The sequence below is a fragment of the Nonomuraea helvata genome (assembly GCF_039535785.1).
Taxonomy (GTDB): Bacteria; Actinomycetota; Actinomycetes; order Streptosporangiales; family Streptosporangiaceae; genus Nonomuraea; species Nonomuraea helvata.
Genome location: NZ_BAAAXV010000009.1, coordinates 1,984,274 through 1,997,998, shown reverse-complemented (window position 1 = coordinate 1,997,998; position 13,725 = coordinate 1,984,274). Strand labels below are relative to the sequence as shown.

The 13,725-nt window shown below is 70.8% G+C and carries 10 protein-coding genes; 6 read left to right on the top strand and 4 right to left on the bottom strand.

Translation table 11 applies throughout. The features are described 5' to 3' along the window. Nucleotides 1–138 precede the first annotated feature (138 nt). Genes ABD830_RS42655 through ABD830_RS42645 form a run of 3 tightly spaced genes read left to right on the top strand, consistent with a single transcriptional unit; the run spans nt 139 to nt 7,593 of the window. Nucleotides 139–630: a hypothetical protein gene (locus ABD830_RS42655; RefSeq protein WP_345000206.1), complete on the top strand. Its 492-nt coding sequence runs from the start codon at nt 139–141 to the stop codon at nt 628–630. Further along, nucleotides 630–2,726, top strand: a complete 2,097-nt coding sequence (locus ABD830_RS42650; protein ID WP_345000204.1) for a flotillin family protein — start codon at nt 630–632, stop codon at nt 2,724–2,726. Before ABD830_RS42655 ends, ABD830_RS42650 begins: the two co-directional genes overlap by 1 nt. Nucleotide 2,727: 1 nt before the next feature. Continuing rightward, nucleotides 2,728–7,593, top strand: a complete 4,866-nt coding sequence (locus ABD830_RS42645; RefSeq protein ID WP_345000202.1) for a DNA repair ATPase — start codon at nt 2,728–2,730, stop codon at nt 7,591–7,593. Nucleotides 7,594–7,640: 47 nt separating this feature from the next. On the opposite strand, the gene ABD830_RS42640 is transcribed toward ABD830_RS42645, so the two are convergent. Further along, nucleotides 7,641–8,111 (bottom strand): MarR family winged helix-turn-helix transcriptional regulator, encoded by a 471-nt coding sequence (locus ABD830_RS42640; RefSeq protein WP_345000200.1) that lies wholly within the window; start codon nt 8,109–8,111, stop codon nt 7,641–7,643. Nucleotides 8,112–8,161: 50 nt separating this feature from the next. Between ABD830_RS42640 and ABD830_RS42635 the strand changes: the two genes are divergently transcribed. Beyond that, entirely contained in the window at nt 8,162–9,307 is a 1,146-nt protein-coding gene (locus ABD830_RS42635) for an FAD-dependent oxidoreductase (RefSeq protein ID WP_345000198.1), read from the top strand. Here ABD830_RS42635 and ABD830_RS42630 read toward each other — a convergent pair. Further along, nucleotides 9,269–10,147, bottom strand: coding sequence for a 4-hydroxy-tetrahydrodipicolinate synthase family protein (locus ABD830_RS42630; protein ID WP_345000196.1), 879 nt, complete (start codon nt 10,145–10,147; stop codon nt 9,269–9,271). The genes ABD830_RS42635 and ABD830_RS42630 overlap by 39 nt on opposite strands. A gap of 71 nt (nt 10,148–10,218) precedes the next feature. On the opposite strand from ABD830_RS42630, the gene ABD830_RS42625 reads away from it, so the two are divergent. After that, nucleotides 10,219–11,088 carry a LysR family transcriptional regulator gene (locus ABD830_RS42625; RefSeq protein WP_345000194.1) on the top strand — a complete coding sequence of 290 codons (870 nt, stop codon included), beginning with the start codon at nt 10,219–10,221 and terminating at the stop codon, nt 11,086–11,088. Here ABD830_RS42625 and ABD830_RS42620 read toward each other — a convergent pair. Next, on the bottom strand, nt 11,069–11,665 hold the full coding sequence (locus tag ABD830_RS42620) for a TetR/AcrR family transcriptional regulator (RefSeq protein ID WP_345000192.1): 597 nt from the start codon (nt 11,663–11,665) through the stop codon (nt 11,069–11,071). The two genes, ABD830_RS42625 and ABD830_RS42620, sit on opposite strands and share 20 nt — an antisense overlap. An 81-nt stretch (nt 11,666–11,746) precedes the next feature. Here ABD830_RS42620 and ABD830_RS42615 point away from each other — a divergent pair, with 81 nt between their 5' ends. Further along, on the top strand, nt 11,747–12,700 hold the full coding sequence (locus ABD830_RS42615) for a quinone oxidoreductase family protein (protein WP_345000190.1): 954 nt from the start codon (nt 11,747–11,749) through the stop codon (nt 12,698–12,700). A gap of 23 nt (nt 12,701–12,723) precedes the next feature. Here the strand turns inward: ABD830_RS42615 and ABD830_RS42610 are convergent, their stop codons facing one another. After that, nucleotides 12,724–13,668 carry a serine hydrolase domain-containing protein gene (locus tag ABD830_RS42610; RefSeq protein WP_345000188.1) on the bottom strand — a complete coding sequence of 315 codons (945 nt, stop codon included), beginning with the start codon at nt 13,666–13,668 and terminating at the stop codon, nt 12,724–12,726. Nucleotides 13,669–13,725 lie beyond the last annotated feature (57 nt).

Genomic DNA, 13,725 nt, shown 5'->3' with positions numbered 1-13,725 from the left:
ACTTTCCTCTTTAGTCGCGCTTTATCTGTATAGAGTCCGTCAGGACGTCAACGGGGGATCGCAAACCGAGGCGGGATGACCGAGTTCTTAGAGACCGTACTGAGCTTTCCGACTGTCATTTTCACTTTCCTTCTCGTGGTGGTCGTCGGTTATTGGCTGACCGTGATCACCGGGCTGTTCGAGCTGGAGGACGACGCCGCCTGGATGGGCCTCGGGGGAGTCCCCGCCGGGATCGCGCTCTCGCTGTTGATCGCACTGGCCTGGCTGCTCTGCCTGATCGGCAGCGTGGCGGTGGCGAGTGGCGGCCTGCTGTTCGCCGTCCCTTTCGTCGCACTGGCCGTTGCCTGGCTCACCACCCGTGGCCTGCTGGTTCCGCTGCGCCGGCTGTTCCCTGACGGGGACCGTCACTCGCGCGGCGACTTCGTCGGCCAGATGTGCGTGATCCGCACCGGCGCGGCCACGCCCGACTTCGGGCAGGCCGAGGTCACCGCCGCCGACGGCTCGTCCGCGGTCGTGCAGGTACGTACGACCGGCCGGGACCGGCTGGCCCGCGGCGACAACGCCCTCATCTTCGAATACGACAAAGACGGCGAATTCTTCTGGGTCATGCCCTACGAAAGTGAGCACTGATGGACATCATCTCCACCGGCTTCGGCGTATTTCTCGCCGTCATCCTGGTCATCGTGATTGGCCTGCTCGCCGTCATAGGCCGCCTTTTCCGCAAGGTGGAGCAAGGTAAGGCGCTGATCGTCTCCAAAGTCAACAAGGTGGATGTGACGTTCACCGGCGCCGTGGTCCTGCCCGTCGTCCACAAGGCCGAGATCATGGATATCTCGGTCAAGACCATCGAGATCGAGCGGACCGGCCGCGAGGGCCTGATCTGCCGGGACAACATCAGGGCCGACATCAAGATCACGTTCTTCGTCCGCGTGAACAAGACCGCCGAGGACGTCATCAAGGTCGCCCAGGCCATCGGCACCGCCAGGGCCAGCGACGAGGCGACGCTGCAGGAGCTGTTCAACGCGAAGTTCTCCGAGGCGCTCAAGACCGCCGGCAAGCAGCTCGACTTCGTGGACCTCTACACCAAGCGCGACGAGTTCAGAGATGAGATCGTCCGGCTCATCGGCACCGACCTGAACGGCTACAGCCTCGAGGACGCCGCCATCGACTACCTCGAGCAGACCTCGCTGATGCAGCTCGACAAGAGCAACATCCTCGACGCCCAGGGCATCCGCAAGATCACCGAGCTGACGGCGATCGAGCACGTGCGGACGAACGAGTTCCAGCGCAACGAGGAGAAGGAGATCACCCGCCAGAACGTCGACGCCCGCGAGGCCATCCTGGAACTGCAGCGCCGCCAGGCCGACGCCGAGCTCAAGCAGCGGCGGGAGATCGAGACCGTCAAGGCCCGCGAGGAGGCGGAGATCGCCCGCGTGCAGGCCGAGGAGCGGCTGCGCGCCCAGAGCGCGAACCTCAAGGCGGACGAGCAGCTCGGCGTGCAGAACGAGAACCGCGCCCGCGAGGTGGCGGTCGCCGAGAAGAACCGCGAGCGCGTGATCGCGATCGAGTCCGAGCGGATCGAGAAGGACCGCCTGCTGGAGGTCATCGCCCGCGAGCGGGAGACCGAGCTGTCGCGCATCGCCAAGGACAAGGAGGTCGAGACCGAGAAGCGCTCGATCGCCGAGGTCATCCGCGAGCGCATCGCGGTCGACAAGACCGTGGCCGAGCAGGAGGAGAGCATCAAGCGGCTGCGCGTGGTCGAGGAGGCCGAGCGCACCCGTCAGACAGTGATCATCGCCGCCGAGGCCGAGGCCCAGGAGAACCTGGTCAAGGACATCAAGGCGGCCGAGGCCGCGGAGGCCGCGTCCAAGTTCAAGGCGCGCGAGGAGCTGGTGCTCGCCGAGGCCAGGCAGCAGGCCGCCGAGCTGGAGGCCCGCGCCAAGATCCGGCTGGCCGAGGGCGTCCAGGCCGAGTCGGCCGCGGCGGGGCTGGCGCAGGTGCAGGTCAAGGAGCGCGACGCCGAGGCCATCGAGAAGGTGGGCCGCGCGGAGGCTCTCGTGCTGAAGGAGAAGCTGGCCGCCGAGGCCGAGGGCGCCAAGGCCATGGCCCTGGTCGAGGGCGACCGGATCAAGGCGCAGGCCGAGGGCGAGCAGGCGATGGCGCTGGCCGGCGCGGCCGCGGTGGGCGAGAAGCTCAAGGCCGAGGCCGAAGGCCTCACGGCCAAGGCGGCCGCGATGGCGGCGCTGGACGAGGCCAGCAGGGAGCACGAGGAGTACCGCCTGCGCCTGGAGGCCGACAAGGAGATCAAGCTCAAGCACATCGACGTGTCTCGGCAGGTGGCGGAGTCGCAGGCGACCGTGCTGGCCGCGGGGCTGGCCAAGGCGAACATCGACATCGTCGGCGGCGACACGATGTTCTTCGACAAGATGGTCGGGTCCATCACCGCGGGCAAGGTGGTCGACGGCTTCGTGGACCACTCCGAGGTCGCCGGGGCGCTGGTCTCGCCGTACGTCAACGGCTCGGCGAGCCTGGCGGCCGACCTGGCGAACGTGATCGGCGGCGTGCGTACCGAGGACATCAAGAACCTGACCGTCTCCGCCCTGCTCCTGCGGCTCATCCAGGACGGCGGCCCGCAGGCCACGGCGCTCGGCGAGCTGCTGGAGACGGCCCGCAGGCTGGGCGTGGCCGACTCCCCGGTGGCCGCGCTGGCCGGGGTGAAGGGCTGACGTGGGCGAGCTGGAGGCGGGGACGTACGAGGTCCTCAGGAACCGGCTCCAGGCCCAGGCCAAGGCCCTGACGGCGGCGGCCGGAAGGCTCAACGGCGAGCGGCTGGAGGTCTTCGGCGGCGCGGAGCTGCGCCTGCTGGGCACCGAGCGGATCCGTACGGAGAACAACTGCGTCCCCAGGGACATCGTCTCCCTGGGCGACGTGATGCTCTTCGGCTACAACGTGTTCATCGGGCTCAAGCCGGAGACGGCGGTGGCGGACGTGTTCGCCGTGCACCGGTTCTCCAGGGAGGGCGACGCGTTCAGGTTCGACGCCGGCAAGCTGGAGACGCTGGACGATCCGGCGTTCAAGAAGGACTTCGCCGAGCTGTACCGGTACTACAAGGAGACCCGGCTGCAGCAGCTCAGGCGGGTCGAGGGCAAGCTGCTGGCGGTGTTCCAGACGGGTCCGGCTGACCTGCGGGTGCTGCGGTGGGCGGTCAGTAACGGCGGGGTCCCGAAATATCTGGACAACAGGGGGGAGCGGGATCACGTCTTCCCCCCGTCCCACGACTTCGAGTGGACGCCGACCACCCGCGACGACCACGTCCTCGGCCGGCACCCGCACATCTCGATCGAGGACGAGGTGTTCGTCGAGACGGTCGGCGGCGACCTCACCATCAAGATCGAGAACAACACGGAGACCGGCGCCGGCATCTACGCCGAGCCGGTCGCCGAGCCGCTGCAGAGCCTGGCGGACGCCGACGTCGAGTACGCCAGGGTGGGGCCGCTCATCCTCATGCGGATCAGGCCGTACAAGGAGACCGACCGGCGCCACCTGGTCTTCAACCTCCGCACCAAGGCCGTGATCAGGCTCGACGGCATCGGCCAGGCCTGTCAGCGGCTGCCCGAGGACCAAGGGCTGATCTTCCCCGGCGGCTACTACCTGGCGACCGGGGTCAGCAAGACGTTCGACACGGACGTGACGGACCTGGAGTTCGAGCGGATGGTCCGCTCGCCCAACGGCGAGGACGTCCTGTACGTCTTCCACGCCAGGGGCGACGGACGCTCGCTGCTGCTGCCGTACAACGTGATCAGGAAGGAGGTCGCCAACCCCATCGTCTGCCACGGCTACTCGCTGTTCGACGACGGCACGATGGTGGTCTTCCGCGCGACCTCCGACGAGCCCACCCGGGTCCACCCGATGCAGGTCTGGCAGACGCCGTACGTCTCCGACACCTACGCCGCCGCCCAGCCCGCCGGGACCGGACCGCTGGGGCGCATCGGCAACGCGGAGCTGGTGCGCGGCATCTCCGACTGCCTGTCCGTGTCCCGGATGGTCGAGGAGATGGCGCCCTCGACAAGGACGTTCGAAGGGCTGATCGCCGCCTGCACGCGGGCGTTCGACTCCTACCACTGGCTCGCGGAGCACGGCCTGCGCGAGCCGCTCGCCGACGTGCGGGCCACGGCCGAGCAGGTGCTCGACGAGTACGAGAACGTCGAGCAGCTCACCCGCCAGGCCGCCGGCGCGCTCGCCGCGGCGTCCGAGGAGACCACCCATCTGGTACGCCAGGCGCGGGCCGACAATCCGGCCACCGCGGACGCCTGGGTCACCATGCTGGCCACGCTCCGCCGGGCCCAGGGCCGCCTGGTGACGTTGCGCGAGACCCGCTACATCGACCTGGCCGCCCTGGACGCGCTGTCCTCGTCCGTGACGGAGGAGCTGGCGTCGGCCGGGAAGCGGGCGGTCGCGTTCCTGCAGGGCGCGGAGGCGTTCACCGCCTATCACGCGGCGGTCGAGGAGCTCGCCGACTCCGCCTCCGCGATCGCGACGGTGGCGGAGGCCGCCCCCGTCGCGGACCGGCTGGCCGCGCAGGCGGAGGGGCTGGAGGTGGTGACGGAGGTCGTCGGCTCGCTGGACATCGCCGACGCCACCGTACGCACGTCCATCCTGGGCCGGATCGCCGAGGTCCTCGGTGGGGTGAACCGGGCGCGCGCCCTCCTGGACGGGCGCCGGCGTGAGCTGCTCGGTGCGGAGGGTCGGGCCGCGTTCGCCGCCGAGTTCGCGCTGCTCGGCCAGGCCGTCACGGGCGCGCTGGCCATGGCGGACACCCCGGCCGCCTGCGACGATCAGCTCGGGCGGCTGATGCTGCAGCTGGAGACCCTGGAGTCGCGCTTCGGCGAGTTCGACGACTTCGCGGCGCAGCTGTCGGCCAAGCGGGAGGACGTCTACGAGGCCTTCTCGGCGCGCAAGCAGACCCAGCTCGACGGCCTCGCCCGGCGCGCCGACCGCGTGTTCGCCTCCGCCGAACGCATCCTGGGCAGCATCACGCGCCGCCTCGGCTCTCTCGCCTCCTTGGACGAGGTCAACACCTACTTCGCCACCGACCCGATGGTGGCCAAGGTCCGCTCGGCCGCCGCCGAGCTGCGTTCGCTCGGGGACGCCGTACGGGCCGAGGAGCTGGACGGGCGCGTCAAGTCCGCCCAGCAGGAGGCGCTGCGTGCCCTCCGGGACCGGCTCGACCTCTTCTCGGACGGCGGCGAGACGCTGCGGCTCGGCCGCCACCGCTTCGCCGTCAACACCCAGCCCATCGACCTGACGCTGGTCCCGCATGACAGGTCCATGTACTTCGCGATCACAGGGACCGACTACCGGTCGCCGGTGCCCGCCTCCTTCGCCGACACCCAGCCCTTCTGGGACCAGCTGCTGGTGTCGGAGACGCCCGAGGTCTACCGGGGCGAGCACCTGGCGGCGTCCCTCCTGGACTCCCTGCCGCCCGGCGCTTCCCTGCCGGACGTGGTGCGGCAGGCCCTGGAATCCCGCTACGACGAGGGATACGAGCGGGGCGTCCACGACCATGACGCCGTGGCCATCCTGGACGTGCTGGTGCGGCTGCGGTCCGGGGCGGGGCTGCTGCGGTATCCGGCCGAGGTCCGGGCGGCGGCCCAGCTGTTCTGGACCTTCGGGTTGGACGAGGTTTCACGTAAAACATTCACCACCCGGGCCGTGTCGCTGGTCCGTGCCCGTGCCGTCTTCGGGCCCACGCCAGCCCTGGACGCGCTGGCCGCCGAACTGGGGATGCTGATCACGCGCTTCATGGCGGGCCTCCGCACGAGTGCGCCGGGGCCCGGCGCCGCGCCCATCGGGGCCGGGTCGGCGGCCGGCACGGCAGGGGCGGAGGGAGGGGGCACGGGAGCGGCGCTCGCCGGCGAGTACCTCGTCGAGGAGCTCGGCGGCAGCCCGTTCGGGTTCGTGACGAGCAAGGCCGCCCGCGACGTCCTCGACGGGTTCAGGAGGACCCTCGGCCCGGCGAAGGGGCGGGAGTTCGAGGAGGAGCTCAAAAGCGTGCCACTCCCCGAGCGGCTGCAGCTGGCCCACGCCTGGATGTCCGCCTACCACCAGGGTCCCGAGGCGGCGGAGGCCATCGCCGTGCAGCTGTGCGACGTGCCCCGGCACGACTCCAGCGCCGCCACCCAGGAAACCGTGGACGGCCTCCTGGGCACCCACCCCCGTATCAAGGACCGCAGACTCGACCTCCGGCTGGACGAGCTCCTCACGAGGACGCGCCGCTTCCGGCAGGAGCGGATCCCGGCGTACCGGGCCTACCAGCGGCGCAGGAGCGAGCTGGTCGAGGCCGAACGCCACCGCCTGCGCCTGGACGAGTACCGGCCCAAGGTCATGAGCGCGTTCGTGCGCAACCGCCTCCTCGACGAGGTGTACCTGCCGCTGATCGGCGACAACCTGGCCAAGCAGCTCGGCGCGGCGGGCGCGGGCAAGCGCACCGACCAGATGGGCCTCCTCCTGCTCATCTCACCGCCCGGCTACGGCAAGACGACCCTGATGGAGTACGTGGCCAGCCGCCTGGGCCTGGTGTTCGTCAAGGTGAACGGCCCGGCCCTGGGCCACGAGGTGACCTCACTCGACCCGGCGGACGCGCCCGACGCGACAGCCAGGCAGGAGGTGGAGAAGATCTCGTTCGCGCTGGAGACGGGCAACAACACACTGCTCTATCTCGACGACATCCAGCACACCTCACCGGAGCTGCTGCAGAAGTTCATCTCGCTCTGTGACGCCCAGCGGCGCATCGAGGGCGTGTGGAACGGCCGCACCCGCACGTACGACCTGCGCGGGAAGCGGTTCGCCGTGTGCATGGCGGGCAACCCGTACACCGAGTCCGGGCGGCGCTTCCGCATCCCCGACATGCTGGCCAACCGCGCCGACGTGTGGAACCTGGGCGACGTGCTCTCGGGCAAGGACGACCTGTTCGCGCTGAGCTACATCGACAACGCCCTCACCTCGAACCCCGTGCTCGCACCGCTCTCCGGCCGCGACCGCGAGGACGTGGAGCTCCTCGTACGGCTCGCCAAGGGCGACACCGCCGTCAGGCCGGACCAGCTCCGGCACCCGTACAGCAAGCCCGAGCTGGAGCAGATCCTCAGCGTGCTGGCCAAGCTGGTGCGCGTCCAGGAGGTCGTGCTGGCCAACAACCAGGCCTACATCGCCTCGGCCGCCCAGTCCGACGCCGCCCGCACCGAGCCTCCGTACCGGCTGCAGGGGTCGTACCGGAACATGAACAAGCTGGCGGAGCACATCGTCCCCGCCATGAACGACGCCGAGCTGGAGGCGGTGATCGACGACCACTACCTCGGCGAGGCCCAGACCCTGACCACGGACGCCGAGGCCAACCTGCTCAAGCTGGCCGAGCTCCGCGGCCGCCTCACCCCGGCCCAGGCCGAACGCTGGGCGGAGATCAAGACCGCCTACCTCAAGGCCAAGGCCCTGGGCGGCGCCGACGACGACCCGATGGCCCGGGCCGTGGGCGCCCTCGGCCTGCTGGCCGACCGCGTGGGTGAGGTCGGCACGGCCATCCGCGAAACCGACCACTAGGGCCACCGGCCCGGTGCGCCCCGCGCATCGGGCCGTGCCGTGCCGGTCTACGCCGTCAGGTCACGGGTGGCCGCGCGTTGGAGGGCCGTGGCGCGGGTGAGGTAGTCGAGGATCAGCTCCAGCTCCTCGTCCGTGTACTGCCCGTACAGCTCCCCCAACGCCGCCACGAACGGTTCGAACAGCTCACCGAACCCGGCCAGCCGCTCATGGTTGATCTCCACGATGACCCGCCGCCGGTCCCGCGTGTCCCGCACCCGCCGCACCAGCCACTTCGACTCCAGCCGGTCGATCAGCCCGCTGACGGTGGCCGGCGCCATCCCCGCATGCTGGCCGATCTCCCCCGCTGTCAGCGGCCCCATGCGTTGGAGCAGGTCGAGCGTCTTCTCCTCCGTCATGCCGAGCCCCAGCCGCTCGCCCATGGCGGTGTGGTACATCACGGCGGCGTTGCTGCTGTCGCGCCCCGCCATGGCGAGGGCCTCCAGCAAATTATTTCGACGCTCCGAAATATCTCTGGACATGGGTAAAGCCTCCGCATATATTTCGTTCGGCCGAACGAAAGGTTATCATCATGAAGGCTCTTATCATAGGCTGCGGCATCGCCGGACCCGTCACGGCGATGGCCCTGCGCGAGGTGGGTGTGGACGCCGAGATCTTCGAGGCGTACGGGCAGGGCGCGGAGGACGTGGGCTCGTTCCTGAACGTCGCCTCCAACGGCCTGGCCGCGCTCCGCGTGCTGGGGGCGCACCACAAGGTCCTGTCACAGGCCATCCCCACCCCGCGCATGGTCATGTGGAGCGGCTCTGGCAAGCGGCTGGGCGACGTGGCCAACGGGCTGCGGCTCGACGACGGCACGGTGAGCCACACCGTCCTCCGGTCCGACCTCTACGGGGCCATGCGCGACGAGGCCACCCGGCGCGGCATCCGGGTCACGTACGGCAAGCGCCTGGTCTCGTACGACGAAAGCGCGGACCGGGTGACGGCCAGGTTCGAGGACGGCACGGAGGCGACGGGCGACCTGCTGATCGCCTGCGACGGCGTGCACTCGCGCACCCGCACGATCCTCGACCCGCAGGCCCCCGCCGCCAGCTACAGCGGCCTCTACAGCTGCGGCGGGATCGTCAAGGACGCCGGTTTCACCGGCGAGCCGGGCGTGTACAACATGGTCTTCGGCAAGCGCGCGTTCTTCGGTTACACGGTGGCCGAGTCGGGCGAGACCTGGTGGTTCGCGAACGTGCCCAGGCGGCTCGGGGACGTCCCGGAGGACTGGAAGCCGGTGCTGGTCAGAGCGTTCGAGGACGACGCGAACTTCTCCGCCGAGCTCATCCGGCGCAGTGACATCCACCCGCCCCTCCCGATCCACGACCTGCCGACCGTGCCCGTGTGGCACCGCGGCCGGGTCCTGCTGACCGGGGACGCCGCGCACGCCACCTCCCCCAGCTCCGGCCAGGGCGCCTCGCTGGCCATCGAGGACGCGGTCGTCCTGGCCAGGTGCCTACGTGACAGCGGGAGCCACACGGAGGCGTTCGAGCGGTTCGAGGCCGAGCGGCGACCCAGGGCGGAGCGGGTGGTGGCGTACTCGAGGACGATCAGCAACAGCAAGGCCGCGGGCCCGGTCGCCCGGGTCTTCCGCGATCTGATGCTGCCGCTCTTCCTGAAGAAGAGCGCGAGCCAGGAGTCACTCGCCTGGATGTACCGCTATCAGGCGAGCCTGTGAAACCGCCTCCTCGCCGGCTGGAACCAGCGGCAACCGCACGTCCGGGGTCGGGATCAGGCCCTCGGCGTGCAGGACCCCCTTGATCACGGTGGGGTTGGGCTCGGCGAAGAGCGCCGCGGAGAGCCGGGCCAGCCGGTGCCCGAGCGCCCGCGCGCGGGTCACGTCGCCCATCTGCCAGGCGTCCGCCAGCTCGACGAAGCTCGCGGTCTCCAGGTGCGCGGAGGCGAGGATCCCGCCCGCGGCCCCCAGCGCGAGCAGCGGCGAGATGAACGCGTCGTCGCCGCCCACCACCTCGAACCCCTCGGGCAGGTCGCCCAGCAGGTCCACCGCGTCCTGGTCGATGCCGCCCGCCGCGTACTTGGTGCCCGCGATCATCGGGTGGGCGCCGAGGTGCCGGAGCGTCGCGCCGCTGACCGCCTGCCCAGTCCGGTACGGGATGTGGTAGATCACCAGCGGCACCGGCGACTCCTCCGCCAGCGCCTCGAAGTGGGCGATCACGCCGCGCTCGCCGGGCCGCAGGAAGTACGGCACCGTCACCAGCGCGGCGCCGACCCCCTCGGGCAGGCTCTGCAGCGCCCGGGCCGTCGAGCGCGTGTCGTTCCCCGTCACCCCCACCGTGAGCAGCGCCTGCCGCTCCGCACAGACCCGCGCGCACGTCTCGATCACCCGCGCCCGCTCGTCGGGGTCGAGCGCGGCCACCTCGCCCGTGGTCCCCAGCGCGACCAGCCCGGCGGCGCCTTGATCGAGCATGTGGAAGGCGAGCTTCTCGATCGCGTCCACGGCCACCTCTCCCGACGGGGTGAACGGGGTGACCAGCGGTACGTGGATTCCTCTCAGCATGCTTCGAGCCTGCCCTGACCCGATACGTTAGGTCCAGCGCGGATATCTTGGCTTCAGATTAAGCTCAACTTATGCTCGACCCGCGCAAGCTCCACCTCCTCCGCGAACTCGCCAGGCGCGGCACCATCGCCGCCGTCGCCGAGGCGGCCACGTTCACGCCTTCGGCGGTCTCGCAGCAGCTCAGCGCTCTGGAGCGGGAGGCGGGCGTGCCGCTGCTCGAGCGCACGGGCCGTACGGTGACGTTGACGCCCGCGGGCCACCTTCTGGTCGAGCACGCGCACGCCGTGCTGGAGCAGCTCGAACGCGCGTCGGCGGCGCTCGCCGCCGCGCGCGGCGGGCCCTCGGGGCCGCTGCGGATCGGCGCGTTCCCCACGGCGACCCGCGTGCTCCTGCCCCCGGCCCTCGTCGGCCTGACCGGCGCGCATCCCGGACTGGTGCCGATGGTCTCCGAGATCGACCCCGCCCATGTCTCGGCCGCGCTGCGGGCGGGAGAGCTGGACGTGGCGCTCGTGCACGAGTACGACTTCGTGCCGCCGGTGACCGACGCGTCCATCGAGACGGAGCCGCTGTTCAGCGAGCCGATGTACCTCACCGACCGGGCCTCGATCGCCGACGCCCGCGCCGACGCGTGGATCACCGACAGACCGGGCACCCTCTGCCACACCATGGCGATCAGGGCGTGCCAGGCGGCCGGGTTCGAGCCGCTCGTACGGCACCACATCGACGACTTCGACACCGTGCTCGCCTTCGTCGCCGCCGGTCAGGGGGTCGCGCTCGTACCCCATCTGGCGGCGATCGCCCCACCCGAGGGCGTCACGCTCACGCGCCTGCCGTTGAGCCGCCGCACACTGGCGGCGTTCAGGCGGGGGAACGGCGAGCACCCGGCGATCAGGGCGGCCATCGCCGCCTTCCACGCGGCGATCACCCACCTCCCCCTCTGAGCAGCCCGTCGACCAGGTCGGCGAAGGCGGCGGCCAGCCGCTCGTGCTCCCCGGCCCGCAACTGGGTGGCGATCGGCTCCATGTGCAGGGTGCCGAGCAGCATGTGGGCGATCTGCTCGGCGTCCACGTCGGGCCGTTCCTCGGCGATCAGCCCCGACACGTGCCGGTGCCAGGCCAGGTAGACCGGGTTGGCCTCCCTGGGCTGCTCGCCATGGCTCTTCCTGGTGACCATGGCGTGCTCGATGGCGCTCAGGAGGTTTCCGTTGCGCGCCGCCAGCTCCGCCACCGACGCGAAGAACGCGACCAGCCGCACGGCCGGCTCCGCGCCCGGGCCCAGGGGCGGCGGTCCCTCGGTGAAGGCCTGCTCGAAGTCGCGCGCCCGCTCGCTCATCAGCTCGAGCATGAGCCCTGTACGACTCCTGAACCGGTGGAAGACCGTCCCCTTGCCCACGCCGGCGGCGGCCGCGACCCGTTCGACGGAGACCTGCTCGGGCGGGTGCCGCCGCAGCAGCTCCTCGGCCGCCCGCAGGATGGCCTGCCTGTTGCGCGCGGCGTCGGCCCGCTCTCGACGTTCCATCCGGGCATTCTTTCCCATGGACAAACTTGACCAGTGGTCCATATATTAACTGGACCATCGGTTCAGATTTTGGGGAGAAATATGCGCGCAATCGTCCTGTCCGAGAAGGGCGGCCCGGAGCGGCTCGAAGTGGCCGACGTGCCGCGCCCGACGCCCGGCGAGGGCCAGGTCCTCGTCCGCACGCAGGCCGTCGGCGTCAGCTACGCCGAGACGCAGATCCGGGCGGGCACACTGCCGTTCCCGCTGCCGCTGCCTGCCGTGATCGGCGCGGAGGCGGCCGGCGAGGTGGTCGAGGTGGGAGAGGGGGTGGACGCCAAGCTGCTCGGCAGCACGGTCGTGGGAGTGACCGGCGGGCTCGGCTCGTACGCCGAGTACGCCCTGCTCCCGGCCGCCATGACGGTCGCGGTGCCGGACGGCCTGAGCCCGGTGGACGCGCTCGCCGCGGCGGCGCCCGGCGCGATAGCCCTCGCCCTGCTGCACAAGGCGCGCCTCGAGGGCGGCGAGACCGTGCTGGTGGAGGCGGGCGCCAGCTCGGTGGGCACCTACCTCGTGGAGCACGCCGAGGAGTTCGGGGCCGGCCGGGTGATCGCCACCGCCGGCTCGGCCGCCAAGCGGGACCGGGCCGCTCGCATGGGCGCGGACCTGGTGATCGACCACGGCTCGCCCGACTGGCCCGGCGAGCTGCCGGACGTGGACGTGGTCTTCGAATCCGTCGGCGGCACGGTGGCCAGGCGGGTGCTCGACCACCTCACCCCGGGCACCGGCCGGATGCTCTACTACGGGCTGCTGAGCGGGGAGCCCGCCGCCATCTCGGCCGCCGATCTGATGGAACGCGGGGTGACGGTGACCGCCTGCAGCGGGCCCGGGTGGGCCGGGGAAGTGTTCACGACGCACCTCCCGGCGCTGCTCAACCGGCTCGTCGCCGGGACGAGCAGAGCCTACGTCGACCGTACGCTGCCGCTGGAGGAGGCGGCGGAGGCCCACCGCCTCCTGGAGAGCCGCGCGATCACTGGGCGCATCCTGCTCCTCCCCTGAGCGTCAGGCGTCTCCCCTGAGCGTCAGGCGTCGAGAACCGCTTCGAGCACGGCCACGGCACTGGCCTGGCCCTGGTCGTACTCGCCGGCCGTCACCGCCACGACCAGCTCGTCCTCCGCCCGGACGAGCAGCCGCTGCCCGCCGTTCCCGATGGCCCCGGCCCAGCGGCTCTCCCCGGTGCTCACGTACCACTGGTAGCCGTACTCGAAGCCCTGGTCGATCACCACCCGGGGCCGCAGCAGCTCCTGGAGCCACGCACCGGGCACGATGTCCCGGCCGCCGTCGAGCACCAGTTGCCCGATGGCGGCCAGGTCCATCGGCCGCAGCCGCAGCCCGGCCGCCGCGCTCACCGTCCCGTGGCCGCCCCTGGACCACTCGACGGCATTGATCCCAAGAGGTGCGAAGAGCGCGGTCGCGGCGTACTCCTCCAGCGGCTTCCCCACGCCGCGCGCGATGATCCCGCCGAGCAGAGCGCTCGCCCCGCCGCAGTAGAGCCAGCGCTTCCCCGCCTTCTCGATGACCGGGCGCTCCAGCACGTAGCGGTACCTGTCGGGCGCCTGCTCCATCGCAAGCTCGCTGTTGGCGGGGCTGGTGTAGGGGGCGTCCTCGTTCCATTCGAGGCCGAGCGTCATGGTCAGCGCGTGCTCGACGGTGAGGTGCGCCCGCGCGGGATCCGCCACCAGGTCCTGATATTCCGGGAACTGGGCCACCAGCCCCGCCCCCGGCTCCGGCACCAGGCCCTCGCCGAGCGCGATGCCGTACAGCAGCGCCACCACGCTCTTGGACACGGACCTGAGGTCGTGCAGCGTGTCCCGGTCGAACTCGACGTGCCCCAGTGAGTCGCCCAGCCGGTAGTCAGGCCCGGAGCCGTACCGCTCGAGGACCACCTTTCCGCCCCGCATCACCACGAGACCGTGGAAGTACGGAGCCTTGCCCGCACGCAGGATCTCGTCCACCTGTTCCGCCATTGCCACGATGTTCCTCCCGAAGTCGCTGCATCCCGGCATACAGCCTCACACGGTGTC

Excerpts from the sequence above, each read along its gene's own strand:
- ABD830_RS42610 (WP_345000188.1), bottom strand. The coding sequence starts at position 13,668 with ATGGCGGAACAGGTGGACGAGATCCTGCGTGCGGGCAAGGCTCCGTAC.
- ABD830_RS42625 (WP_345000194.1), top strand. The coding sequence starts at position 10,219 with ATGCTCGACCCGCGCAAGCTCCACCTCCTCCGCGAACTCGCCAGGCGC.
- ABD830_RS42630 (WP_345000196.1), bottom strand. The coding sequence starts at position 10,147 with ATGCTGAGAGGAATCCACGTACCGCTGGTCACCCCGTTCACCCCGTCG.
- ABD830_RS42640 (WP_345000200.1), bottom strand. The coding sequence starts at position 8,111 with ATGTCCAGAGATATTTCGGAGCGTCGAAATAATTTGCTGGAGGCCCTC.
- ABD830_RS42650 (WP_345000204.1), top strand. The coding sequence starts at position 630 with ATGGACATCATCTCCACCGGCTTCGGCGTATTTCTCGCCGTCATCCTG.
- ABD830_RS42615 (WP_345000190.1), top strand. The coding sequence starts at position 11,747 with ATGCGCGCAATCGTCCTGTCCGAGAAGGGCGGCCCGGAGCGGCTCGAA.
- ABD830_RS42620 (WP_345000192.1), bottom strand. The coding sequence starts at position 11,665 with ATGGAACGTCGAGAGCGGGCCGACGCCGCGCGCAACAGGCAGGCCATC.
- ABD830_RS42635 (WP_345000198.1), top strand. The coding sequence starts at position 8,162 with ATGAAGGCTCTTATCATAGGCTGCGGCATCGCCGGACCCGTCACGGCG.